The organism is Algoriphagus sanaruensis (genome assembly GCF_001593605.1).
In the GTDB taxonomy this organism is placed as follows: Bacteria; Bacteroidota; Bacteroidia; order Cytophagales; family Cyclobacteriaceae; genus Algoriphagus; species Algoriphagus sanaruensis.
Genome location: NZ_CP012836.1, coordinates 3853078 through 3880000 on the forward strand (window position 1 = coordinate 3853078; position 26923 = coordinate 3880000).

Consider the following 26923-nt stretch of genomic DNA (forward strand, 5'->3'; position numbering starts at 1 on the left):
TTAAGCAGTCGCGTATTCTTTGACTGGAATTTTATTGAGTGCATCGACAAATGCCTGAGCAGAAGCTAGGACGATATCTTGGTTAGATGCGAAACCGTAGTATGGTTTTTCTGATTTAATTAGGCGCATATGAACTTTTGCCACGTCATCACTGCCGTGAGTAATTGCCTGAATGAGGAATTCTTCCAAATCCACCTGCGGTTTTACGATTTTTTCGATGGCCTTTAAAACTGCATCCACAGGACCAACACCAGAAGAAGATGCTTTATGAGATTCACTTCCGATGGTGAGGCTGACTTCTGCCTTGATCTCTCCATTGGAAGAATAAGAAACCTCACCCAATTCGATAAAATTGGATTCATCCATGTATTTGCCTACCAGTTCCAAAAGGTCTTTTCGTCCGATATCGCGTTTGGAATCCGCCAAAACCAAGAAAGCTTCATAGACTTCTCTAAGTTCTTCGCCTTCAAGCTCGACACCTAAGGCATCCAAGTGATGCTTCAATGCCGCACGGCCTGATCTTGCGGTAAGAACGATTGAGGATTCCTCCACTCCCACTTCTTTGGGATCAATGATTTCGTAATTCTCTCGATGCTTCAATACCCCATCTTGGTGGATTCCTGAAGAATGAGCAAATGCATTTCTACCGACGATAGCCTTGTTTGGCTGAACCGGCATGTTCATTAGCTTCGACACCAAGCGACTGGTCTGATAGATTTTCTGAGTGACGATATCCGTATGGACTGGAATAGAGCTATGACATTTGATGGCCATTACTACTTCCTCCATGGAGGTATTCCCAGCTCTTTCACCAATGCCATTGATAGTCACTTCGACCTGACGGGCTCCATGCTGCACACCTGCAACGGTATTGGCAGTAGCCATCCCTAGGTCATTGTGACAATGGGTAGCGATGATCGCTTTATCGATATTTGGAACGTTATTTTTCAGGCTTGCAATAATTGCCCCGTACTGTTCAGGAAGACAATATCCCGTAGTATCTGGGATATTGACCACTGTAGCACCGGCTTTGATCACCTCTTCAATGATTTTGCACAAGAAATCAGGCTCAGATCGGCCTGCATCTTCTGCATAGAATTCTACATCATCGACAAAGTTTCTCGCAAACTTAACAGCAGCCACGCCTCTCCGGATGATCTCATCCGGAGTAGAGCGAAGCTTGTATTGAATATGGTAAGGAGAAACTCCGATCCCAGTATGAATACGACCTTTTTTAGCGAATTTGAGTGCCGCCGCGGCTACTTCGATGTCCTTTTCTACAGCTCTGGAAAGGGCACAAATAATCGGATTAGAAACAGCTTTTGAAATTTCTTGTACGGAGTTGAAATCTCCCGGACTTGAAATCGGAAATCCTGCCTCAATGATATCCACACCAAGCTCCTCAAGAGCTTTGGCTACTATGATCTTTTCCTGGGTATTGAGCTGGCACCCGGGCACTTGTTCCCCATCACGCAGGGTCGTATCGAATATCCACAGCTTATCACTCATAATCTTTAAGGTTTGGGTTTTTAATTATTTTCTGGTCTCAACTGACGGACGACAGCTCCTGCTTGCCACATTTCAGACTCACGCAATTCCTTCAATTCAGCCTCAAGCTTTTCTCTGTAGTCTGCTTTTGAGTTAGAGTCGATGGATTTCTGTGCTTCTTGACCAGTTTTTACAGAGTTGTAAAGTGCTTCGAAAACAGGCTTAGTTGCATCACGAAAAGGCTTCCACCAATCCAATGCACCTCTTTGTGCGGTAGTTGAACAGTTGGCATACATCCAGTCCATTCCGTTTTCAGCAACCAACGGCATCAATGACTGAGTCAATTCTTCTACTGTTTCATTGAATGCTTCAGAAGGAGTGTGACCGTTAGCTCTCAATACTTCATACTGAGCGGCAAAAATCCCTTGGATAGCGCCCATCAAAGTTCCTCTTTCACCAGTTAAGTCAGAAGTAACTTCTCTGTAGAAATCTGTTTCAAACAAATAACCTGATCCTACTCCAATTCCCAATGCTACCACGCGGTCTTTAGCTTTACCAGTTGCATCCTGATAGATGGCATAGGATGAGTTCAAGCCTCTTCCTTCTACAAACATTCTTCTCAAAGATGTACCTGATCCTTTTGGAGCCACTAAGATGACATCCACATCAGCAGGAGGAATGATACCTGTTTTCTCCTTGTATGTCACACCGAAACCGTGAGAGAAATACAATGCTTTGCCAGGAGTCAAATGCTTCTTAACTGTTGGCCAAAGAGCAATCTGTCCTGCATCAGAAAGTAAGAATTGAAGGATGGTTCCTTTTTCACAAGCCTCTTCAATTTCAAATAGTGTTTCACCCGGTACCCATCCATCTGCAATGGCCTTGTCCCAAGTCTTAGAACCGCTTCTTTGTCCTACGATTACGTTGAAGCCGTTGTCTTTCAGATTGAGTGCTTGACCAGGACCTTGTACACCATAACCGATTACTGCGATTACTTCGTCCTTAAGTACTTCTCTAGCTTTTTCCAAAGGAAATTCTTCCCTGGTAACTACGTTTTCTTCAACGTTTCCGAATTTCAATTTCATAGTATTGGATTTTTAAATTGTTTAAACAGGTTTGAGATAATTATTTGATAAATGACTCAATGGTCAGCATACGCTTGGCAACTGCCACTCGGCCGGATCTTGCGAATTCAAGCAAGCCATATCCTTTCAGGATTTCGAGTAGTTCTTGAGTTTGTTCTTTATGCCCAGTAAGCTCTAGCACCACAAAATCTGGCTCTGCGGCAATTATTTTAGCATTGTGTTGACGGATGATTTTTTCCAAACCACCATCCAAACGAGAAACTGGTATCTTATAAAGTGCGATTTCCTGATAGACCACTCCTTCATCTTCATGATAAAAGGCTTTGATCACATCGATGATTTTTTCGATTTGATGAACAAGCTGAATCACCGTGTCTTCATTTACCGTGACTTCAATGGTAATTCGGTGAATTCCCGGAATACGGCTTTCTGAAGCGGTAAGTGCATCGATATTGATCCCTCTTCGGGTAAAAATGATCGTGATGCGATTGAGAATTCCAATGAAATTCTCCGTGATGACGAAAATTGTATATCTTTTCATAGGTCTGAATTAGGAAAGTCTAACCTCTTCTACCGAACAGCCTGTCGCAATCATAGGGAATACATTGTCTTCTTTCTCTACGACTACTTCTAGGAAATAAGGCCCATCATGGATCAACATATCTTCGATTGCTTCCTGAAGATCTTGGCGTTCGTTTACTTTTTGGGATTTAATCCCGTATGCTTCAGCAATTTTGATAAAGTCGGGATTATCTAATTCGGTAAATGAATAGCGCTTGTCAAAAAACAATTGCTGCCATTGTCTCACCATGCCCAAGTAATTATTATTGAGAAGGACAATTTTCACGGGAGCTTTGGTCTGCATTATAGTTCCTAGCTCTTGAATAGTCATTTGGATTCCTCCATCTCCTACCACGCAAATCACCTGTCGGGAATAATCGTACATCTGAGCTCCCAGTGCAGCTGGCAAAGCGAATCCCATGGTCCCCAAACCTCCGGAAGTCACCTGAGTTCTAGGCTTTTTGTAATGAAAATATCTCCAAGCGATCATTTGATGCTGACCTACGTCAGTCACCAAAACTGCATCATCTGCTTTGTATTGATTGATCTGATGAATTACCTCTCCCATGGTTAAGCCTTGCTTGGTAGGAGTTAGATCATGTTGAACTACAGAAGTTTTTTCCAACTGCTCCAGTTCTCTAAATCTTCCCATCCAGGCATCATGCTTTTTAGACTGAATGGCCTCTGTCAACATGGACAAAGATTCCCTACAATCCCCCTGGACCGCCACAGTCGTTTTTACATTTTTATTTATCTCGGAGGGATCGAGTTCTAGGTGGATGATTTTAGCCTGCTTGGCATATCGCTTCAAGTCGCCAGTTACCCGGTCATCAAAGCGCATTCCTACAGCAATCAATACGTCGCACTGATTGGTCAAAAGGTTAGGTGCATAATTCCCATGCATCCCTAGCTTTCCAACGAAATTAGGATGATCCTCTGAAAGTGCTCCAGAACCTAAAAGAGTAGATGCAGCCGGAATTCCGGATTTATCCAAGAAAAACTTCAATTCTGATTCAGCTTTGCCCAAAACCACGCCTTGACCAAAAAGCAAATAAGGTCTTTCAGCCTGATTGATTAAATCTGCAGCCTGCTTTATGGAAGAAAGGTCAACAGGATGGTGTGTTTTATAGGATCTGAAACCAAGGCAAGGGACATAATTGAATTCGCCAAAATCCACCTGCGCGTTTTTGGTGATATCAATCAATACAGGACCTGGACGTCCGGATCGTGCAATGTAAAATCCTTTAGCAATGGCAGGAGCTATATCCTCCACCCGACGAACTTGAATATTCCATTTGGTTCCAGGCATGGAAATACCCACCACATCAGTTTCCTGAAATGCATCGGTACCTAAAAGGTGAGCAGCCACTTGACCGGTGATGCACACTAAAGGCGTACTGTCAATCTGGGCATCAGCGAGGCCAGTAATCAAATTGGTAGCGCCTGGACCAGAAGTTGCAAGACAAACCCCGACTTTTCCCGAGACTCGAGCATATCCCTGAGCAGCATGTATTGCACCTTGTTCGTGTCGGGTGAGCACATGTTTGATTTGATCATGATAGTCGTACAAAGCATCATAAACCGGCATAATTGCACCTCCGGGGTACCCGAAGATCAGCTCTGCTTGTTCGGCGATCAGCGAGCGCACGACAATGTCGGCTCCTCTCATCATGTCCTTCATAGGCTTTTAAAATTTATCGGTTACGCAGCCTTCGGATGCGGTAGCGACTAGTTTGTTGTATTTTTTGAGTGTTCCCTGAAGCCCTTCAATGGGCTTGGGAGACCATGATTTTTTCCTTTCAGCAAATTCCTCCTCAGAGACATTGACAGAAAGATTAAAATTATCGGCATCGATGGTGATGATATCTCCATCCTTTAGCAGACCAATCGGCCCACCACACCAAGCTTCTGGTGTCACATGTCCTACGACAAATCCGTGGGTACCTCCAGAGAATCTACCATCTGTAATGAGTGCGACATCTGAGCCCAAACCTGCACCGATAATCATCGAGGTTGGCTTTAGCATTTCCGGCATTCCTGGAGCACCTTTTGGTCCTACGTTTCGAATGACAACGACATCACCTGCTTTAACTTTGTGGTCTCGGATCGCATCATTTGCTTCCAATTCTGAATCAAAAACTACTGCAGGCCCTGTGAATGCGGTCCCTTCTTTTCCGGTAATTTTTGACACCGCTCCTTCAGGAGCAAGATTTCCTTTCAGGATACAAAGGTGACCAGACTTCTTAATTGGAGTTTCCAAAGGATGAATCACATTGACCACAGATGGAACAATCGGATCAATATTCGCTAGATTTTCGGCGACGGTCTTTCCGGTTACTGTCAAACAATCTCCATGAAGGAAACCATTGTTCAACATGTATTTCATAAATGCTGGCAAACCTCCTTGTTCAAAAAGATCCTCCATCATAAACTTCCCGGAAGGTTTGAAGTCTCCAATCAAAGGCGTTTTCGCATTGATTGCTTTGAAATCTTCAAGGGTAAATTCAACACCTGCGGTACGAGCAATCGCCAAGATGTGCAAGACCGCATTGGTACTTCCGCCCAAAGCAATCGCGACGGTAACTGCATTTTCGATGCTTTTACGAGTAACGATGTCTTTTGGCTTAATATCTTTTTCTAACAGGATTCGCATGAAGTGATTGACATCCTGACATTCTTTCAACTTTTCAGCGGAGTTTGCTGGATTTGAGGAAGAATAAGGGAGAGACATCCCCATCGCTTCAATGGCTGAAGACATGGTATTTGCCGTGTACATGCCACCACAAGCACCTTTTCCAGGACAAGCATTGCGAATTACTCCATCATAATCCTCTTCGGTAATTGCTCCTTGAATCTTCTTTCCAAAAGCTTCAAAAGCAGAAACGATATTGAGCTTTTCTCCTTTATAATGACCAGAAGCAATCGTGCCTCCATAAACCATAATGGATGGCCTGTTAATCCGAAGCATACCCATTACCGCGCCAGGCATATTTTTATCACAGCCTGCTACAGCCACACAGCCATCAAAAGAATGACCAAGGATAAAAGACTCTATGGAATCAGCAATGATATCTCTGGAAACCAAAGAGTATCTCATCCCAAGTGTTCCCATAGAAGTACCATCCGAAATCCCAATGGTATTAAAAACCAAACCGGTCAGATCATATTCCTGTGAGGAAGCTTTGATCAGACCGGCAAAGTCATTGAGGTGCATATTGCAGGGATTGCTTTCATAGCCGCAGCTTGCTATCCCTACAAAGGGTTGTTTCATTTTCTTATCGGACAAGCCAGTGGCATACAACATGGCCTTGCCTGCTGGATGCTCATCATTGTCACTGATTTCCCAACTGTACTTTTTAAGATTGTTCTGGGTCATAGGTTTAGAAAATAAAAAAGTGCCTCATTAGCTTGAGGCACTTTAGATTTTATATGCTGAATAGATATGGTCTAGTGCCTCACTTCGAAAATCCGATGAGAATAATAAAGCTTAACAGGACGACCAATGGAGACATAGCGTTGTTTGAGAGTGAATGCTTTGAGTTAGAATCACAGGACAATATTAAAACCCATTCTTGAGACTTACAATATTTAATTCGTTGCATTAGATCAAACACAAATTTTAATATTAGGTAAATGAAATTAATTTGAAATTAAATTCTAAAAAAAAAATATTTTCAGAATCAATTTGTTAAAAATCAAGGACTAAGGAAGGTCCTTCAAAATTTTGTATGGAATTGAAAATTATTTAATTTTTTTTCAACCTACTGGTCTTTTTTTTAACAAAAAAATTGATAGAGCGAATAATCTTCAATTTTTTAAAATATTTCTTGGCAATTCAACAAAGCAAAGTTCACCAATCCATTCTAACCAGACTTTTGCCTTATTTTTGACCAAACTCTCAAAACATGATTGTCTTCCCAAACGCCAAAATAAATCTAGGACTTCATATTACTTCCAAGCGGAAAGACGGATACCATGAAATTGAAACATGCATGGTCCCAATTCCCCTTTTTGATGCATTGGAGATGATTTTGGATAAGAAGGAGAACTTCCAGTCTACCGGACTGGAAATTCCAGGAAGTTCGAAAGACAATCTGATCTTAAAAGCACAAACCCTCCTCCGCAAAGACTTTGGCAACTTGCCTCCCGTGTCTATTCACCTCCACAAGCATATTCCGATGGGAGCAGGATTGGGGGGCGGATCTGCTGATGGAGCTTTTGCCTTAAAGCTTTTGAATAACCTTTATGACCTTCATTTAGATGATTTTTTTCTAGAAGAATATGCCGCTCAACTAGGGAGTGATTGCCCTTTTTTCATTGAAAACACACCCAAAATAGCACGGGGAAGAGGCGAAATTCTGGAAAGCATAGATCTTTCTTTAAAAGGATCATTTATCGTTTTAATCAACCCCGGAATTCATGTGGGCACTAAAGAAGCCTACGCCGGCGTAACTCCAGCTGCACCTAAAATCAAATTGGAGGAGGTACTGGCGGATCGAAGCAGATGGAAAGCAGAATTAGTCAATGATTTCGAAGCAAGCATTTTTAAAAACCATCCAGAAATAGCTGCCATTAAGGAAAAAATGTATCAAGGCGGCGCTTTTTACGCTGCCATGTCCGGTTCAGGATCTAGTGTCTTTGGACTATTTGATCACCAACCAGAAGGCATAAGTTGGGATGAACAATACTTTGTGTTTAGCAGCGAACTTTAAATCAATTGATTGTAGGAAGGGATTTCCTGCGCTTATTCCAATAATTCAGTATTGGATAAATTAAAACTGAAACCAGAATAATTAAAGTACCTAAATAAAATTGGGGGGTCATTTTTTCCTTTTCTCCAAAAATCAGAACTGCTAAAAGAATCCCATATACCGGTTCTAGGTTTATCGTCAAATTGATGGAAAAAACAGGAAGTCTTTTCATTAAATCAACAGAAACTGAAAAGGCATAAACGGTACAAACTCCTCCCAAAAGGAGTAACCAAAGCCAATCCAAGTCTTTCCAGGCCCATTGAATAGGATTGCCCTCTGTTAGGAATTTGGCATATATGGGCATAAACAAAAGCGCGAAAAGACATGCTGCTCCCATTTCAAATAAAGTAATTTGATAAGGAGTGTGCCTCATGGTTAATCGTCCATTAAGCACGGAGAATAATGCTCCTAAAAAAGCGGATACTAAGGCCATGGCTAAGCCAAGCCAATAACCTGACTCAAACTGGAAAATCACCAATAATCCTGAAATCACTAACAAGCCCAAGGCCACCTCATACCATTTCACCTTGGTCCGATTGACCATTGGCTCTACAAAAGCCGTCCATAGTGAGGTCGTCGCCATACCCGCCAAACAAACCGATGCAGTGGAAACTCGAGCTGACCAAAAAAAGAAAATCCAATGCAAAGAGATTAACACACCTACTCCGGCAATTTTAAGCAGTTCGGGTAAAGGAACGGAAATTGATTTTTTCCGAACCAGCATCACTACCAAAACTCCAAAAGTTGCGATCAAAGTCCGGTAAAACACCAATTCCAACGATGGCAAACTGATCAACAAGCCTAAAATTGCAGTAAACCCCCAAATCATCACAATAAAATGGAGTAAGAGGTAATCCTTAAATGAATGGGATGACATTTATCGAGGGACTGTTTTGTATAAAATAAGACCTGTCAAAGCAAAAATAATATTCGGCATCCAGACTGCTAGAATGGGGTATTCAGATCCATTTTCAGCAAAGGTCCTCGATAAAATAAACAATAATATATAGACGAAGGCCATCAAAAAGCCCATGGCAATTTGAAATCCTGAACCTCCTCTTGTCTTTCTGGAGGACATGATCACCCCTATGAATGTCAAAATAATTGCTGCAAATGGAGACATAAACCTCACGTATCGCTCGATTCGATAAAAACTCACATTATCCGCCCCTCGATCTTCTAGAATTCGGATTTGTCGACTTAGCTCAGGGAGTTTCAACGTTTCATGGTGATTGGGAGGTAAATCAAAGTCAGCGGGAGTGATTGAAAGAATAGTGTCAAGTTCGGTTCCCACCGTATAGGTCTCACCGACCTCATTTAACTCTCTTAGTTTCCAGTTTTCCAATCGCCAAACATTCTTTGCCGTATCCCATTGGATTCGATCCGAATGAAGTTTGGAGAGAAGTTGACCGTCTTTAATCTCCTCGAGGGTGAAAGAATATCCGGTATTCCCACTTTTGTAAAATCGGCTGATGTAAGCGTAGGTATTTGGACCTACTTTGATATGGTGATTTCCTTCAGAAGAGGCAGCGGTACTCTCCAGGTATTTCATCCTAAATTCGGTAACCTTCTGAGTGGCCACCGGGAGTACCCAGCCATTCAACAAAAAGCTTATCATTCCGATCATAGCTGCCCCAAATAAAAACGGCTGAAGCATCCTAACAAAACTTACTCCAGAGCTTAATATGGCCACAATTTCCGTCCTTCCTGCCATTTTGGAAGTGATGAAAATAACCGCAATAAATACTGTAATCGGCGTCAGAAGATTATTGAGATACAATCCATAGTTGCCCATGTACTGCAAGATCTCCCAAGCAGGCACTTGGTTTTGGATGTATTTATCGTTTTTTTCAGTGAAGTCCAACACCAAAACGACAAGGATCAGCATGATCACTACAAAAAAGTAGGTTTTCAAAAACTCCTTAATGATCAGCTTATCGAGTATTTTCATGCTTACAGTCTCGTACTTACTTTTTTTACCATTTGATCTTTCCAAACGGCAAAATCACCTGCCAAGATATGCTCACGAGCTTGATTCACAAGCCAAAGGTAGAAGGCTAAGTTATGAATAGAGGCAATTTGAGCTGCCAATATTTCCTTGGAGATGGTCAAATGCCGAAGATATGCTTTGGTGTAAAAGGTACTTGCATAATTGCCAATGGCTGGATCGATCGAGGTAAAATCATCCTTCCATTTTTCATTTCGAATATTGATAATACCCTCCGAAGTAAATAGCATTCCGTTACGTGCATTTCTCGTCGGCATCACACAATCAAACATATCCACTCCCAAGGCGATGCATTCCAAAATATTAGCTGGTGTACCCACACCCATCAAGTATCTAGGCTTCTCAGTTGGCAAGATGTCCGTGACCAATTCGGTCATTTCGTACATCATTTCTGCTGGCTCACCAACAGAAAGTCCACCAATGGCATTTCCTTCACGACCTTGTTCCGCGATAAATTCCGCGCTTTGCTTTCGTAAATCTTTGTAAACAGATCCCTGCACGATCGGAAAAAGTGTTTGGCTGTAGCCGTATTTTCCTTCAGTTGAATCAAATCGGGATATGCAACGCTTTAACCAACGATGGGTCAAATCCATCGAATTTCGCGCATAGCCATATTCACAAGGATAAGGCGTGCACTCATCGAAAGCCATGATAATGTCTGCTCCGATCGTACGTTGGATATCCATGACATTTTCGGGAGTGAAGTTGTGCTTGGACCCATCAATGTGAGATTTGAAAGTCACTCCTTCCTCTTTGATCTTGCGAGTGCCTGCCAGTGAAAAAACTTGATACCCTCCCGAATCGGTTAAAATTGGTCGATCCCATCCGTTGAATCGATGAAGCCCACCTGCCTTTTCAAGGACTTCTAGCCCTGGTCTCAAATAAAGATGATAGGTGTTCCCAAGAATAATTTGAGCCTTAATATCCTCTTTAAGTTCTCGCTGATGCACGGCCTTAACGGTGGCAGCAGTCCCAACGGGCATAAAAATAGGTGTTTGAATAGTGCCATGATCTGTCTCGATCAGGCCAACTCTAGCCTTAGATTGGGAATCTGTTTTTTCTAAAGTGAATTTCATAAATGCAATTGCCTGAAAATCCTTAAGTACGGACTTCAGTTTTTTGACCTGCAAAAATATCCACTTATTCCTAAATGACTTGCTCAAATTGATTTTATATTTGCCCTGCAAAATCAACCTATGGGCTTATTTTTACTTTGGCTAATATTCGGAATCGGAGTCTCCATTCAAGCAGTGTATTTACTGATCATTTTTGGCCGAACTGCTTGGGGCAATTTCACATCATCATCCAAAAATTCGGGAAATGAAGAGGGTGTAACTGTACTTATTGCTGCTCACAACGAGTACAAAAACCTAAAAAACCTCATTCCGAAGCTTTTCGAACAAGATTACCCTAAGTTTGATGTGATGATCATCAACGATCGAAGTACGGACCGTACCAAAAGGCTGTTGGAAGAAATGATGGCAATCTATCCCAAGCTGAGGTCAGTGACGGTGAAGTATACGCCAAATCATGTCACTTCGAAAAAATTTGCGCTAACCCTAGGGATTAAAGTGGCCAAAAACGACGTCATTTTATTGACTGATGCAGACTGCATTCCCAATTCAGATCAATGGATTCGGAAAATGACAGCTCCGGTCCGGGAAGAAGGAAAGACATTTGCGATTGGATTTTCGGGATACCAAAAAGAAAGTGGAATGCTAAATCGTTGGATTCAATTCGAAACGATTTTGACAGCATTGTTCTATTTTTCGTTTGGACTATGGAAAGCACCGTTTATGGGAATTGGTAGAAATCTCTCTTACCGAAAAAGCTTCTTTATGGACGTGAAAGCGTTCAAGGGAATCTGGCACTTGGAAGGCGGGGACGATGATTTGTTTGTCAATCAATATGCTACGGGTAGCAATACAGCCATGGTCATTGATCCTTCCGCAATGACCCTCTCCATTCCGAAATCCAATTGGAGTGACTATTTGATCCAAAAGAAAAGACATTTGCACGCAGGGAAATTTTACCGAGGGGAAGACAAACGAAAAATAGGAATATTTTCCCTTTCCCATGCCTTATTTTGGCTGGGAGGTTTCGGACTACTTGTTTATTTCGGAATAATTCAATCCTGGGAACAATTTTCCGTTGTTTTCGGTATTATTCTTTTAAGATCCCTTTTGATGTGGCGTGTATTCGCTTCCGCATCTAAAAAAATCCAAGGATCTTCAAACCAACTTAATACTTGGATCAACGACCTCATCTATCTGGGATATTTCTGGATTTTAGGGACTGTTTCCTATCAGGCAAAAGACATTAAATGGAAATAAACGAACGCGGTTTTTCAAACAAGGCTCTGGAAGATTTCGCCTTAATCGATAAGGCAGTGATCGAAAAAGACCAGTCTGCTTTTGCTACCCTGATGAAGCGGTACAAAAAGGCAGTTTATTTCATGATTTTGAAAATGATCCGTGATGCAGATGATGCGGAGGATCTAACCATGGAGGCCTTTGCCAAAGCATTCCGAAATCTGGAACGATTTAAAAAAGATTACACTTTTTCGACTTGGCTTTTCAGAATTGCCACTAACAATACGATCGACTTTATCCGGAAAAAGAAACTCAAGACTATGAGTCTCAATACCTCGATGTCTGATGACGGAGGAAATTCGGTAAATATCGACGTAGAAGATGATGACAATAATCCTCAGGATGAATTCATCAAATCCCAACGAATCGAAATGGTCCGGATTTTTGTAGACAAACTTCCTGCGAAATATAGAAAGCTGGTTCAGCTTCGCTATTTCGATGAATTGTCCTATGAGGAAATCGCCCAGGAACTGGACAAACCGCTGGGAACAGTGAAAGCTCAGCTTCATCGATCCAGAGAATTACTCTACGAAATCGCCTCCGGTAAAGAAAAACACATCTGATGAATTCAGGTACAGCTTTGATCTTATCCTATTTTCCAAATTTGACGGAAAATCAAATCGATCAATTTGATCGGTTGAAAGAATTGTATGAAGAATGGAATGCGAAGATCAATGTAATCAGCCGTAAGGACATGGATCAATTTTATATCCACCATGTCCTTCACTCCTTGGGGATAGCTGAGGTAATGCAATTCCAACCCGGCTCGAAGGTCTTAGACATTGGAACAGGGGGAGGATTTCCCGGAATTCCTTTGGCAATTCTTTTTCCGGATACCCATTTTCATTTGGTTGATTCAATCGGTAAAAAAATTACAGTAGTAAAAGAGGTAGCCAAGGCCTTAAAACTTACCAATGTAGAAGCGCAACAAGCTAGAGCTGAATCTTTGGTTCGGAAATATGACTTTGTAATCAGCCGAGCAGTAACACGGATGATCAATTTTTATCCTTGGGTAATAGGAAAAATCAAAAAAGAGGATTTTAACGAATTCCCCAATGGCATCCTGTATCTCAAAGGTGGAGATGTCGATGAGGAAATGGAAGAAACTGGCAAATCCTATGTTACCTACCATCTGAGCGACTACTTTCAAGAAGAATTTTTTGAGACCAAAAAAGTGGTCTATATGCCTTGGGAAGACAAAAGGTGATTTTTTAATCATCTCCTACTAAGACTTAATTATCCTAAAGAGAAGTCCATTCAATTAGACTACCAACAAATTTTAACAAAATAGTCTTTCTATTTCAGAAAAATAATCACTAAACTAGCAGTATTGTAAATTTCGTCAATCAAAAGGTTTGTCGATCCCCAACTATTATTACTGGTAATTCTTTTGGTCGATACAATTTTTGTTTGACAAGGAATGGGATTGAAAATAGGTATATGGATTCCTATTATGGAAGTATTCTGAGCCTAGTTTTCATTCGAGATTCTTTTAGTCTTTGATTTTATAATTTGATAGATAACGCTAAACCAATGAAATTTCTCCTTTCATTCCTTTTGCTGCTTGCCATTACTTTTACCTCGCAAGCCCAATCCAAACTTACGATCCGAGGAACGGTCAAAGACACCACCAACCTACCACTTGACTACACTTCGGTCCTTCTACTAAGTCCACAAGATTCCGCTTTGGTTGCTTATACCCTGACCAACAAAGAAGGGGAATACATCTTCAAAAATGTAGACAGGCAGCCCCTACTCATCAAAGCTACCTATATGGGCTACATCCCTTTTCAGAAAGAACTCACTCTGCCAAATACCGATGAACTTGAGGTGGAAGAAATTTATCTCTCTCCCATCCTTCAAGAACTGTACGAAGTAGTGGTGAAGGCAGCTAAAGCGCCACTGATGATGCGAGGAGATACGCTGGAGTACGACGCAAGTAAATTTAAAGTGCCCCCAGGAGCGACCCTTGAAGATCTTCTTCGCAAGCTCCCTGGGATTCAAATTGATGTGGATGGAAATATCGTGGCTCAAGGCCAACAAGTTCAAAAGGTAACCGTGGATGGGAGACGATTTTTTGGTGGAAACACCAAAATGGCAACTCAGAATTTAAATGCAGAGTCTATCAGTAAACTTCAGCTCTTTGACGATAAATCCGAGCAATCCAAACTCACCGGTGCCGAGGATGGAGTGAAGGAAAAAACGCTCAATGTGGAGCTTAAAGAGGAAGCCAAAAAAGGAGGTTTTGGTAAAATTTCAGCAGCAGGAGGTACAGACGGAAGATGGACCTCCAATGCATCCTACAATAAATTTGACCAAATCAACCAATTCTCAATCATTGGCTACGGCAACAATGTGAATCAGACCGGCTTGAGCTGGGATGATTTACAGGAATTTAGAGGTAGCGGCGCATTTCAATTTGGAGATACCGGAGATTTCGGATTCAATGCGAGCGGAGGAATGACTATCATCTCTTTTTCTGGAGGTGACAACGAAGAATCCTTCGAAATCCCCTTCAATAACCTCAGTTCCGGCTTTTCCAATAACCAAGCCATTGGCATTAATTACAATCGTCTGAAAGACAAAAAGGATTTCAGCGGAAATTATTTCTACAGCCGAAGTGATCAAATCATCGAAAGTTTCAATTCAAGAACCACTTTCCTTCAAGATAATTCTTCCTTCACCTCCAATGACGAAAGTGCTCAAAACAACATGGCGGGACACCACCGAGCAACCATTCGTTTCCAGAACGAATTGGACAGCGCCAACACCCTTACCATCAATGCCAAAGGAAGACTTAGCACACTTCGAACCTCACTCCAAAGCTTACAGGAATTGATCCGAAGTAGCACCGAACAAAGCCAAATGGAACGGAACAACAGATCGAATAGATGGTCAGGGTCCTTCCAAGGCACAGCGATCTTTAGACATAAATTCGACAAAAGCGGGAGAAACTTTGCAGCCAGCATCAGCAACACCTACAGTGATGCAGATCAAGATGGTATCCAAAAATCCGTAGTGGACCTCGTTAACTCAACTGATCCCAACACCTATTTTAGAAATTTGGACCAAGTGAATCAGGCATTGAACAGCTCTAACGTGATCAAGTCTAGTTTGCTTTTTGTTGAGCCGGTCAGTAAGGTTATTTTTTGGGAGTCGTTTTACAATTTCAGCCAATCAAATAGCCAAATTGACCGTCGTGTATTCGATTTAGAAGGAAGTGATATCCTAGAGCTGAATCCTGATCTAAGTCGGTTTTTTGACAATCAAATCACCTATAATCGACTCGGATCGAGTATTCGATATGCCAACAAAGGCTCAAACCTAAGTTTGGGATTAGCTGCCTCCAACTACAATTTGAACGGAAGATTTTCGGTGGAAAAGGACAGTGAGATTTTGGGGATAGTAGATAAAAGCTACCTCAATCTGACTCCCAATTTGTCTTATTGGAAGACAATGAAAGGAAACAAGCGACTCAACGCAGGATACTCTATGGGAGTCACTCCACCAAGTATTTCTAACCTTCAGCCATTCAAAGATATTTCTAACCCATTGTTTATTCGCGAAGGTAATCCAGATCTGCAGCCAGAGGTAAGTCATTCATTTAATGCCGGGTACAATATGTATGATCCTGCTACTTTTATCAATCTGTATTTTTCTTTGAATTCAACTTTCTACACCAGTCAAGTAGTACAGAACCAAACCATTGATCCTGAAACCTTTGTCACCACATTTAAGGCAGGAAATGTTTCGGGAGGACAACGTTACAACTCGTATTTAGGATTTGGATTTCCAATCGTGAAAACCAAAATGAATGCCTATATATCTGCGACTCCTTCTTATGCTAGAAGCATTGCTCTGATCAACTCCCTTGAAACCGAAACCAATACGTTAAGTCAAAGTATTGGAGGGAGTTTAGACCTTACTCCAACAGAATGGTTGAGTCTATACGCAGGATCATCGTTTCGCCTTAGCAAAACCAAGTACGAGCAGAATCCAGCTCAGAATCAAGACATCCTAAATTTGAGTGCATACACCAATATGAACCTTAAACTGCCTAAGGCCTTCTATTTTGACATGAAGTTCAGTTACAACCGCTTTGAAAATAAAAGTTTTGGATTCAATCAGGAGGTGCCCATTCTTAATGCTTTTGTCTACAAATTAATCGGTGAGGCTAAAAAATGGGAGGTCAGACTCTCTGCTTATGACATCTTTAAGCAAAATCAAACGATAAGCCAATTTGCAGGACAAAACTTCGTTTCAAACGGAAGGATTGAAACCCTATCAAGGTATTTCCTAATCGGTGTGACCTACAATATGCGTGGGGTAGAAGTAAAAAATGACAGATATTAATCTACTAGCCAATCTATACGACCATGAAATTAAAGCATCTTGTCACCCTTGTGCTAATTCTGATTGCTTCAGGAATTAAAGCCCAAAATATCGTGGGCGAGGTTGAATACCGGTACAAGATTTTTTACGATAAAATCTACTCCAGTATGCCTCACCTTACCCAGCAAGAAAGAGATCGAATTCTCCTTACTTGGGGCAATCCTGATGGCTACAGCACCCGGATGAAACTCCAATTTTGGCCAGATAAAAGTCTCTATACTTACGGCGAGCCTTATGAGGTTCGGAGCTACTCTTGGCAAGTTGAGGACTACTTTGTGTTTAATAATCTTGCCGAACAAAGCTATCTGAAATACATGGATCAAATGGGTAAAACCTATGTGGTCCGTGACAATCTTACTGCTCCAAAATGGAGGGTAATGAATGAAATTAGAGATATTCTTGGGCACATGTGCATGAAAGCTGTAAGCGAGGATCCAATCAAAGGCCAAAAAATTACTGCATGGTTTGCCTCCGATATCCCAGTTCCAGTTGGCCCAGAAGAGTTATTTGGCCTACCTGGATTGATTTTGGCCTATGACATCAATGACGGCATGCTGATCGTCGAAGCTGAGAAAATCGCTTTTGGAGAACCTTCTGAAATCATCACATTACCTAAAAAAATGAAGGGAAAAGAAGTGTCGGGTACAGAATATCTAGAGCTCGTCAAAAACTTTATCCAGAATTCTGTAGAAAGTAAGCAGGCTTGGATGTGGGATTTGAGATATTGAGCAGGTAATAATCCGGATAAAGAAGAATTGAAAAAGATTAGCTAGTCTTCAAACCTCTTATCTAATATTGAAATCCGTCTCCAAGCTATGAATTTGAATTAGCTAATTATCTGATTTTAAAAGAGATTACCAGAACCAACACTGCATCCAAAATCTGTACAATTCCAAAATAAACGCTGTACAATTTCAAAGTAAAAACAATACTACTTATTGATTTTCAAACACTTAATCCTATTTTAAAGAAACCCAGACACTTGGATTTTTATTTGCGACAATTCTCGCCAATCAATTTTTTGCTTGGGCTTTATCCCCTAATTTGAAGGCTCAATTTCCCCAAAAGTATGTACATCATTTTTGATACCGAGACCACTGGTCTGCCCCGGGATTACAATGCACCTATGTCCGATGTGGACAACTGGCCCAGACTGGTTCAGATCGCATGGCAGCTGCATGACGCCCGCGGCAAGCTCCTTTCCAATCACAATTACATCATCCGACCTGAGGGATTTACCATTCCTTACAATGCTGAAAAAGTACACGGTATCTCCACTAAGCGCGCTTTAGCAGAAGGTCACGACCTGAAAGAAATCCTACAGATTTTTCGGGAAGATGTCGTTCAGGCCAAATTCCTGGTGGGTCACAACATCGGTTTCGATATTAATGTGGTCGGTTCGGAATATTTGCGCGCAGAGCTAGTCATGCCCTTTGAAAGCAAAGCTGAACTCGATACCAAAGACATATCCACGGATTTTTGTGCCCTTCCTGGGGGAAAAGGGGGGAAATTCAAGTGGCCAACCCTAACTGAACTTCACCAAAAGCTTTTTGGAGTCGGATTTGATGATGCCCATGATGCAGCCTACGACGTGGACGCTACGGCACGATGCTTTTTTGGACTGATAACTCAGGGAGTGCAAAAACCCGAACCGGGAATTTTATTAGAAGAAGTCATTTACGAGGCACCGAAGCTAGCAGATGCAAACTTTGTTCAAGCCAAGGAAGAACAAAAGTCGGCCAAAGATATCCTCAAACAAGCCGGAAAAGCAGATATTTCTGATTTGGCCGATGTTCCTTTTACGCATCTGCATGTACATACTCAATATTCTGTTCTGCAAGCAACTTCCGAAATTCCATCCATCGTTGCCAAAGCTAAATCCATGGGAATGTCTGCTGTAGCAATGACCGATCATGGAAATATGATGGGCGCCTTTCATTTTGTGAAAGAAGCAATGGGCAAGGAACTCAAACCCATATTGGGATGTGAATTCAATCTCTGTCGAGATCGAAAAAACAAAGCCAATAAAGACGATGGCTATCAAACTGTGCTCCTCGCCAAAAACAAAGCTGGTTACCACAACTTGGCTAAACTAGCTTCCTATGCAAATATTGAAGGCTTTTATTATGTACCTCGAATAGACAAGGAGCTACTGGTACAATACAAAGGTGACCTGATTGCCACGACTGGTGGACTTTGGGGAGAAATCCCCTACCTGATCCTGAATGTGGGAGAAACACAGGCAGAGGAGGCTTTCCTTTGGTGGAGAGAGCAATTTGGGGAAGATTTTTATGTTGAGCTAAACCGACACGGGATACCCGAGGAGGAAAAGGTCAATGAGGTTCTTTTAGAATTTGCAAAGCGCTATAATGTCAAGTATTTTGCTGCCAACAACACCTATTATAATGACAAAGCGGATGCGAAAGCACACGATATTTTGCTTTGTGTGAAAGACGGAGAACTGGTAGAAAAACCCAAAAAATACATTGGCAAGCGTGGTCGGGAATTCCGTTATGGATTCCCCAATGATGAATTCTACCTCAAGAGTCCAGAGGAAATGAAGAAGCTTTTTGCGGATTTGCCTGAAGCTATTATTTGTACCCAAAAGATTGTAGACAAATGTGAAGCCTACAAACTTGCTCGGGAAGTCCTACTTCCGAAGTTTGATATTCCAGAGGAATTCAAGCATCCGGAAGATGAGGTAGATGGAGGAAAGCGTGGTGAAAATGCTTATCTACGCCACCTAACCTATGAAGGCGCGAAAAAACGCTACAAGGAAATCACTCCGGAGATTCAAGAACGATTGGATTTTGAATTAGCGACCATTGAAAAAACAGGATACCCTGGCTATTTCTTGATTGTTCAAGACTTTACTCGAGCTGCTAGAGACATGGGGGTTTCAGTTGGTCCAGGACGTGGATCTGCTGCAGGTTCGGCAGTCGCTTACTGCATCGGGATCACCAACGTGGACCCCATCGAATATGACCTCCTTTTTGAGAGATTCCTAAATCCAGATCGGGTTTCTCTCCCCGATATTGATATTGACTTTGATGATGAAGGTCGTCAGGATGTGATCGACTATGTCATCAAAAAGTACGGTTCCAACCAAGTGGCACAAATTATCACTTATGGTACGATGGCAGCAAAATCAGCCATTCGAGACACTGCTCGGGTTCTCAATCTACCATTAGCTGAAGCAGGCAGATTAGCCAATTTAGTACCTGATATCAAGCTGAAAACTCTTTTTGACCTCGCAAAAAATCGACCTGCGCTACAGGATAAACTCAAAGGTCAAGGAGAATTACTTCAAAAAGCCGATGAACTATTACGAATTGCCCAAGGTCAGGATGAATTAGCCAAAACGGTTAACCAAGCTACTGTATTGGAAGGCTCGGTAAGAAATACCGGAATTCACGCCTGCGGGGTAATTATCACCCCTGCTGACATCACCAACTTTGTCCCTGTTGCCTTGGCAAAGGATTCTGATATGGTCTGTACCCAATTTGACAACTCCGTAGTAGAATCAGCAGGTCTGCTAAAAATGGACTTTTTGGGACTCAAAACCTTGACTCTGATCAAAGATGCCATCAAAATCGTCAAGGAACGTCATGGGATTGAACTAGATGCAGACACCTTCCCTATCGATGATGTAAAGACATACGAGCTTTTCCAACGGGGAGAAACAGTTGGTATTTTCCAATACGAATCTGCAGGGATGCAGAAATACATGCGTGAACTGAAGCCTACGGTTTTTGCAGATTTGATAGCGATGAATGCCCTTTACCGACCAGGACCTTTGGAATACATCCCTTCATTTATCCGAAGAAAACATGGCCAAGAGCCTATCACCTACGATTTGGATGACATGAAGGAATACTTGGAGGAGACGTATGGGATTACAGTCTATCAGGAACAAGTAATGCTTTTATCCCAAAAATTGGCCGGATTTACGAAGGGAGAAGCAGACGTCCTTCGAAAAGCGATGGGTAAAAAGCAAAAGGATGTTTTGGATAAAATGAAGCCTAAGTTTGTGGAACAGGCTTCGGCAAAGGGCCACGATGCTAAAAAGCTTGAGAAAATCTGGAAAGACTGGGAGGCATTTGCATCCTATGCCTTTAACAAATCCCACTCGACATGTTATGCTTGGGTAGCCTATCAAACTGCCTATCTCAAGGCCCATTATCCTGCAGAATATCTTGCTTCGGTATTGAGCAATAACATGAATGATATCACGCAGGTCACCTTCTTTATGGAAGAATGTAAGCGAATGGGGATTCCAGTGCTTGGGCCCGATGTCAACGAATCGAAGAGTGGTTTCACCGTAAACGCTGCAGGAGAAATCCGTTTTGGATTGGCCGCCATCAAAGGGGCGGGAGCCGCAGCCGTTGAGGAAATTATCAAAGAGCGAGAAAAGGGAGGTCCATTCAAAAACATTTTCGACTTTGCAAAGCGTGTAAACTCAAGAGCATTAAATAAAAAAACCATGGAAGCCTTGGCCATGGCAGGAAGCTTCGATTGCTTTAAAGAACATCATCGAAGACAATATTTAGAGGCAGTAGACGGGGAAGTTACCCTAATTGAAAAGGCCACTAAATATGCGCAAAAAGTACAGCAGGAAGAAGATAGCGCGCAAGTCAGTCTTTTCGGAGGAGGAGGGGGAAATGCCGAAATCCCGCTGCCTTCAGTAGCACCAATGGAGCCGTTTTCACAAATTCAACAGCTGAATATTGAAAAAGAAGTCGTCGGTCTATTTATTTCCGGACATCCTTTGGATCAATACAAATTAGAGATCGAATCGTTTACAAATACGCCACTGACTGCACTTGCGGATTTGGAATCTCTAAAAGGGAAAAATGAGCTAAAAATGGCAGGATCAGTCTCCTCTTTTGCTCACCGAACCACTAAAAACGGGAAGCCATTTGGTACCCTAACCCTAGAGGATTACCATGGATCTCATACCTTCTTCTTGTTTGGAGATGACTATGTGAAGTTTAAAGAGTATTTCATGAATGGCTGGTTTCTATTTCTCTCCGCTTCGGTTGCACCTAGAAAGTGGGGAGCTGAAAATGAACTCGAAATTAAGATCAATAGCATGATGCTTTTGAGCGAGGTTCGGGGAAAAATGGTTAAAGGAATTCGTGTCAATATTGATTTGGACGACCTGAATTATGATCTAATGGAAAAGTTAGAAGCAATTACGGCGAAGTTTAAGGGGGATGCGAAATTGTACATCGATGTGATTGATCGAAGAGAAAATATTACCCTTGAACTTTTCTCTAAAAAATTCAGCATCGACCCAAGTGCTGAAATGATCAAGGAACTCAAGGCAATACCAGAGGTGGTATATAAAGTAGTTTAATCCTCTTGATCGAAAGAATCTATGATGTATAGACAAATATTCGAGAACTGCAGGAACTAAACTTCGACCAAACCACTTTTGCTGATATATTTGAAAAATAGAACTTAATAATCCAAGAATACGATGGGAAAAGCAATTGAAATAACTGATGCCAATTTTGAAGAAATTGTCTCTGGGGATAAGCCTGTATTGGTAGACTTTTGGGCGGAATGGTGCGGTCCATGCAAAATGATCGGACCAGTAGTGGAGCAAATGGCTTCTGAATACGAAGGAAAAGCTGTAATCGGAAAAGTGGACGTTGACGCGAATCCTTCCGTAGCTCAGGCATTTGGCATCCGTTCTATCCCGACCTTATTGTTTTTCAAAGACGGTAAAATCGTTGATAAGCAAATCGGAGCTGTTCCAAAAGCAGTTCTTGCTCAAAAACTTGATGCACAACTTTAATTCTTAATTACACTGAGAATCGAGCCGTGGAGAAACTCTTCACGGCTTTTTTTATCTTCACCTCAGCATGCAAGAGTCTCTCATAACCTTAGACGAATTTTGGAACCTTCGGAAGGTGCTCCCAATAATTGATGCCAGAAGCGAAGGCGAATTTATGCAAAGTCATATTCCAGGCTCTTACAATTTGCCGATTCTAACTAATTCAGAACGAATTGAGATAGGTACTCTTTATAAGAAAAAAGGGGCACAAGAAGCTACACTCAAAGGCTTTGAATTGGTAGGCCCAAGATTTCATCAGATTCAAAAAGAAGCATTACAAAAATTCCCAAATAGAAAAATAATAGTCTACTGTTGGAGAGGAGGAATGCGGAGTCAAATCCTTTCTTGGTTATTATCCATGGTTGGGTTTGAGATTTTCAGACTCAAGGGTGGTTATAAAAGCTATCGATCATTCACCTTTGAAAAGGTTAGATCAGAATACCCCTTCCTTATCCTTGGAGGTAAAACAGGCATTGGAAAAACGCTTCTTTTAAAGAAACTAAAAGAAAAAGGAGAACAAGTCGTCGACCTAGAGGGCTTAGCTCATCATAAAGGATCTTCTTTTGGTTCGATTGGACAGCCTCCTCAACCTTCAGTGGAACAATTTGAAAATCTTTTAGCCGAAGAACTAGTAAAATTTGATTCTACACAGCCAATATGGGTAGAGAATGAAAGCCGAAAAATCGGAAGAACCATTGTTCCAGATCGATTTTATGAACAAATGCTAGAAGCACCACTTTTGGAGATCCAAAAATCCGAAGAAGAACGAATTGAACATATTTCAGAAGAATACTCCAAATTACCCAAGGAAGAATTGATCGCAGCAGTAAAAAGACTCCATAAGCGATTAGGAGGAATAAGAACACAAGAAGCTATTTGGGATATCGAGCAAGGAAACCATGTATCATGGATTTCAAATCTCTTGATCTACTACGACAAGACCTACGATTTTGACCTTAATAAACATCAAAAATCAAAAATAACCCACCTTGATTTTACTGGCCTTAACTGGATTGATCAAGTTGAAGCATTAATTACCACAAAGAAAAATATCAATGGAAACCCCTGAAATTAGATTAACGGAATGGAGTGAAGGCTCAGGTTGCGGATGTAAAATCGCTCCTGCCATTTTGGATCAAATCCTCCTATCTAGTGGAACATTTAAGCAAAATGATCCTAATCTACTCGTAGGAAATTCTCAAAAAGATGATGCTGCTGTATACCAAGTGTCCGAAGATTTAGCCATTATAAATACAGTAGATTTTTTCACTCCCATAGTTGACGATCCTTTTGAATTTGGTAGAATTTCAGCTGCAAATGCAATCTCGGACATCTATGCTATGGGAGGAAAACCACTTTTTGCCAATGCAATATTAAGTTGGCCAGTAGAAAAACTAGCTCCTGATTTAGCTGCCAAAGTTCTAGAAGGCGCCAAGGTGATTTGTCAAAAAGCTGGAATTGAAATCGCCGGGGGACATTCAATCGCAGCAAAAGATCCAATTTTCGGACTATCTGTGAATGGAATAATTCACCCAAAAAAAATAAAAACTAACCAAGGGGCACAAGAAGGAGATATAATTTATCTGACAAAGCCTTTGGGAATTGGCATATTAGCAACAGCTCTGAAACGTTCTAAAATAGACCAAAAAGGCTATTCAAATCTTATTGAAGTAGCCTGCAAAATAAATTCTATTGGGATGGAGTTGGGCAACCATGAAGAAGTCCATGCAATAACAGATGTCACAGGTTTCGGACTTTTAGGCCATTTAATCGAAATGGCAGAAGGAGCTCATCTAACTGCAGAAATTATTCTATCTCAATTGCCTTTAATCGAAGGAATACAAGAATATATCAACCAATTTATTTTTCCTGACAACACCTATAGAAATTGGAATGCATTCAATACTAAGGTTCGTGGAATAACAGGAATGGATTTGGTGAAATTTTGTGATCCCCAAACTAGCGGGGGACTATTGATCGCTGTAAATAAGGATAATAAAGAATGGTTTGAAACAACATTACAAAACCATAATCAAGCTTTCTGGGAAATAGGACAATTCATTCCTAAAAATGAGTACCCAGTTATCGTAAGCTGATCCAAAACAAATTACCCAATACTACAGCAAAGATCTAATCCATAAAAAAGCCTTCAGGGCTTAGCTGAAGGCTTAGAATAATGTGGCGGCGACCTACTCTCCCGGGAGTAACCCCAGTACCATCGGCGCTGCAGGGCTTAACTTCTCTGTTCGGGATGGAAAGAGGTGGGACCCCTGCGCTAGGCCGCCTAAATCTTTATACCTTGCGGTATCTAATATCTTGTGTTCTTCGGTCTTCAGTCTTTCGACTTCAGGACTCTTTTAACATATTTCGTAGAAACTGTAACAAACTGTAGGTAAGCTTTCGGGCAATTAGTACTGCTCAGCTATGCCATTGCTGACTTTACACCTGCAGCCTATCAACCTCATCGTCTCTGAGGGCCCTATATGGAAGTCTCATCTTGAGGGGAGTTTCGCACTTAGATGCTTTCAGCGCTTATCTCTTCCCGACGTAGCTACCCGGCAGTGCAGTTGGCACCACAACCGGTACACCAGCGGTCAGTCCAACCCGGTCCTCTCGTACTAAGGTCAGGTCCTCGCAAACTTCCCACGCCCGCAACAGATAGGGACCGAACTGTCTCACGACGTTCTGAACCCAGCTCGCGTGCCACTTTAATCGGCGAACAGCCGAACCCTTGGGACCTTCTCCAGCCCCAGGATGTGACGAGCCGACATCGAGGTGCCAAACCTCCCCGTCGATATGAGCTCTTGGGGGAGATCAGCCTGTTATCCCCAGCGTACCTTTTATCCTTTGAGCGACGGCCCTTCCATTCAGAACCGCCGGATCACTATACCCGTGTTTCCACCCTGCTCGGCTTGTCGGCCTTACAGTCAAGCTCCCTTATGCTATTGCACTCCTCGTACGGTTACCAAGCGTACTGAGGGAACCTTTGGAAGCCTCCGTTATCCTTTTGGAGGCGACCACCCCAGTCAAACTACCCACCAAGCAATGTCCCCCTTCAAGGGGTTAGATACCAAACAAACAAAGGGTGGTATTTCAACAGTGGCTCCACGAATCCTGGCGAACCCGCTTCATAGCCTCCCACCTATCCTACACATCATTTGTCCAGTACCAATGCTAAGCTGCAGTAAAGGTGCATGGGGTCTTTCCGTCCCGTTGCGGGTACACGGCATCTTCACCGTGACTACAATTTCACCGAGCTCATGGCTGAGACAGCGCCCAGATCGTTACACCATTCGTGCAGGTCGGAACTTACCCGACAAGGAATTTCGCTACCTTAAGACCGTTATAGTTACGGCCGCCGTTTACTGGGGCTTCGATTCAATGCTTCGCTTGCGCTAACATCCCCTCTTAACCTTCCAGCACCGGGCAGGTGTCAGGCCTTATACCTAGTCTTTAAAACTTCGCAAAGCCATGTGTTTTTGTTAAACAGTCGCCTGGGCCTCTTCACTGCGGCCTCCATCGCTGGAGGCGCCCCTTCTCCCGAAGTTACAGGGCCATTTTGCCGAGTTCCTTAGCCATGATTCACTCGAGCACCTTAGGATTCTCTCCTCGACCACCTGTGTCGGTTTGCGGTACGGGTGCATATACGCTTAACGCTAGAAGTTTTTCTTGGAAGCCCTTAGGATCACTATCCAATTGTCCGAAGACGCTCGGTACTATCACGTTCGGCTAAAGCTGCGCATTTAACTACAGCTCCAATACCTACTCGCTTCAACCCGGTATTCCGTCACCGGGCGGATCTTTCATCACTCCGTCTCTCCTTTGCCTGTATACACAGTACGGGAATATTAACCCGTTGTCCATCGACTACCCCTCTCGGGTTCGCCTTAGGTCCCGACTGACCCTGATCCGATTAACGTTGATCAGGAAACCTTGGTCTTTCGGTGTGAATGGTTCTCACATTCATTATCGTTACTTATGCCTACATTTGCTTTTCCAAAAACTCCAGCACCCCTTACAGGATACCTTCACCGCCGTTGGAATGCTCCCCTACCACTGCATTGCTGCAATCCTTCGCTTCGGTACTAGATTTGATGCCCGATTATTATCGACGCCCTGTCGCTCGACCAGTGAGCTGTTACGCACTCTTTAAAGGAATAGCTGCTTCCAAGCTAACCTCCTGGCTGTCTCTGCAACTGGACCACCTTTGTTCAACTTAATCTAGATTTGGGGACCTTAGCGGAAGGTCTGGGTTCTTTCCCTCTCGGACTGGGACCTTAGCACCCCAGCCCTCACTGCCGTTTCTATATGATGGCATTCGGAGTTCGTCAGGATTTGGTAGGATTTGACTCCCCCTAGTCCTATCGGTAGCTCTACCTCCATCATACAATCCACGACGCTGTTCCTAAAAACATTTCGGGGAG

Annotated in this window: 18 protein-coding genes and 2 rRNA genes (1 of these 20 cut by a window edge); 10 read left to right on the forward strand and 10 right to left on the reverse strand. The window is 42.3% G+C overall.

All coding sequences use genetic code 11. The features are described 5' to 3' along the window. Genes AO498_RS16810 through ilvD form a run of 5 tightly spaced genes read right to left on the reverse strand, consistent with a single transcriptional unit; the run spans position 1 to position 6510 of the window. Positions 1-1509, reverse strand: coding sequence for a 2-isopropylmalate synthase (locus tag AO498_RS16810; RefSeq protein WP_067550110.1), 1509 nt, complete (start codon positions 1507-1509; stop codon positions 1-3). Between the two features lie 20 nt (positions 1510-1529). After that, positions 1530-2573 carry a ketol-acid reductoisomerase gene (gene ilvC / locus AO498_RS16815; protein WP_067550112.1) on the reverse strand — a complete coding sequence of 348 codons (1044 nt, stop codon included), beginning with the start codon at positions 2571-2573 and terminating at the stop codon, positions 1530-1532. 40 nt (positions 2574-2613) lie between these two features. Then, the gene (ilvN, locus tag AO498_RS16820; RefSeq protein WP_067550114.1) at positions 2614-3114 is read right to left on the reverse strand and encodes an acetolactate synthase small subunit; all 501 of its coding nucleotides are present in this window, start codon (positions 3112-3114) and stop codon (positions 2614-2616) included. A gap of 9 nt (positions 3115-3123) precedes the next feature. Further along, positions 3124-4806 (reverse strand): biosynthetic-type acetolactate synthase large subunit, encoded by a 1683-nt coding sequence (gene ilvB, locus AO498_RS16825; RefSeq protein ID WP_067550621.1) that lies wholly within the window; start codon positions 4804-4806, stop codon positions 3124-3126. Between the two features lie 15 nt (positions 4807-4821). After that, positions 4822-6510, reverse strand: a complete 1689-nt coding sequence (gene ilvD, locus AO498_RS16830; protein WP_067550116.1) for a dihydroxy-acid dehydratase — start codon at positions 6508-6510, stop codon at positions 4822-4824. 529 nt (positions 6511-7039) lie between these two features. Here ilvD and ispE point away from each other — a divergent pair. Then, positions 7040-7846: a 4-(cytidine 5'-diphospho)-2-C-methyl-D-erythritol kinase gene (gene ispE / locus AO498_RS16835; RefSeq protein ID WP_067550118.1), complete on the forward strand. Its 807-nt coding sequence runs from the start codon at positions 7040-7042 to the stop codon at positions 7844-7846. Between the two features lies 1 nt (position 7847). On the opposite strand, the gene AO498_RS16840 is transcribed toward ispE, so the two are convergent. The 3 genes from AO498_RS16840 to tgt are packed head-to-tail and all read right to left on the reverse strand — an operon-like array spanning position 7848 to position 10969. Further along, positions 7848-8762 (reverse strand): DMT family transporter, encoded by a 915-nt coding sequence (locus AO498_RS16840; protein ID WP_067550121.1) that lies wholly within the window; start codon positions 8760-8762, stop codon positions 7848-7850. Continuing rightward, positions 8763-9836 carry an LptF/LptG family permease gene (locus tag AO498_RS16845; RefSeq protein WP_067550623.1) on the reverse strand — a complete coding sequence of 358 codons (1074 nt, stop codon included), beginning with the start codon at positions 9834-9836 and terminating at the stop codon, positions 8763-8765. A gap of 2 nt (positions 9837-9838) precedes the next feature. Then, a complete protein-coding gene (gene tgt, locus AO498_RS16850; RefSeq protein WP_067550625.1) occupies positions 9839-10969 on the reverse strand; it encodes a tRNA guanosine(34) transglycosylase Tgt in 1131 nt (376 codons plus the stop codon). Positions 10970-11089: 120 nt separating this feature from the next. Between tgt and AO498_RS16855 the strand changes: the two genes are divergently transcribed. The 9 genes from AO498_RS16855 to selD all read left to right on the forward strand — a co-directional run bounded on the left by AO498_RS16855 (position 11090) and on the right by selD (position 24595). Then, positions 11090-12226, forward strand: a complete 1137-nt coding sequence (locus AO498_RS16855; protein WP_067550123.1) for a glycosyltransferase — start codon at positions 11090-11092, stop codon at positions 12224-12226. Then, positions 12217-12828: an RNA polymerase sigma factor gene (locus AO498_RS16860; protein ID WP_067550125.1), complete on the forward strand. Its 612-nt coding sequence runs from the start codon at positions 12217-12219 to the stop codon at positions 12826-12828. Before AO498_RS16855 ends, AO498_RS16860 begins: the two co-directional genes overlap by 10 nt. Continuing rightward, a complete protein-coding gene (rsmG, locus tag AO498_RS16865; protein ID WP_067550127.1) occupies positions 12828-13472 on the forward strand; it encodes a 16S rRNA (guanine(527)-N(7))-methyltransferase RsmG in 645 nt (214 codons plus the stop codon). Before AO498_RS16860 ends, rsmG begins: the two co-directional genes overlap by 1 nt. A gap of 326 nt (positions 13473-13798) precedes the next feature. Beyond that, on the forward strand, positions 13799-16618 hold the full coding sequence (locus AO498_RS16870) for an outer membrane beta-barrel protein (RefSeq protein ID WP_067550129.1): 2820 nt from the start codon (positions 13799-13801) through the stop codon (positions 16616-16618). Positions 16619-16641: 23 nt separating this feature from the next. Next, positions 16642-17385: a GLPGLI family protein gene (locus tag AO498_RS16875; RefSeq protein WP_067550131.1), complete on the forward strand. Its 744-nt coding sequence runs from the start codon at positions 16642-16644 to the stop codon at positions 17383-17385. Between the two features lie 341 nt (positions 17386-17726). Next, a complete protein-coding gene (gene dnaE / locus AO498_RS16880; RefSeq protein WP_067550133.1) occupies positions 17727-22016 on the forward strand; it encodes a DNA polymerase III subunit alpha in 4290 nt (1429 codons plus the stop codon). Positions 22017-22139: 123 nt separating this feature from the next. Then, positions 22140-22460 carry a thioredoxin gene (gene trxA / locus AO498_RS16885; RefSeq protein ID WP_067550135.1) on the forward strand — a complete coding sequence of 107 codons (321 nt, stop codon included), beginning with the start codon at positions 22140-22142 and terminating at the stop codon, positions 22458-22460. 67 nt (positions 22461-22527) lie between these two features. Next, positions 22528-23568, forward strand: a complete 1041-nt coding sequence (gene mnmH, locus AO498_RS16890; RefSeq protein ID WP_067550137.1) for a tRNA 2-selenouridine(34) synthase MnmH — start codon at positions 22528-22530, stop codon at positions 23566-23568. After that, positions 23555-24595: a selenide, water dikinase SelD gene (gene selD, locus AO498_RS16895; RefSeq protein WP_067550139.1), complete on the forward strand. Its 1041-nt coding sequence runs from the start codon at positions 23555-23557 to the stop codon at positions 24593-24595. Before mnmH ends, selD begins: the two co-directional genes overlap by 14 nt. A gap of 80 nt (positions 24596-24675) precedes the next feature. Here selD and rrf read toward each other — a convergent pair. Both rrf and AO498_RS16905 read right to left on the reverse strand, forming a co-directional pair. Next, positions 24676-24787, reverse strand: a 5S ribosomal RNA gene (gene rrf / locus AO498_RS16900). A gap of 100 nt (positions 24788-24887) precedes the next feature. Next, positions 24888-26923: ribosomal RNA gene (locus AO498_RS16905) — 23S ribosomal RNA — on the reverse strand (it continues 829 nt past the right edge of the window).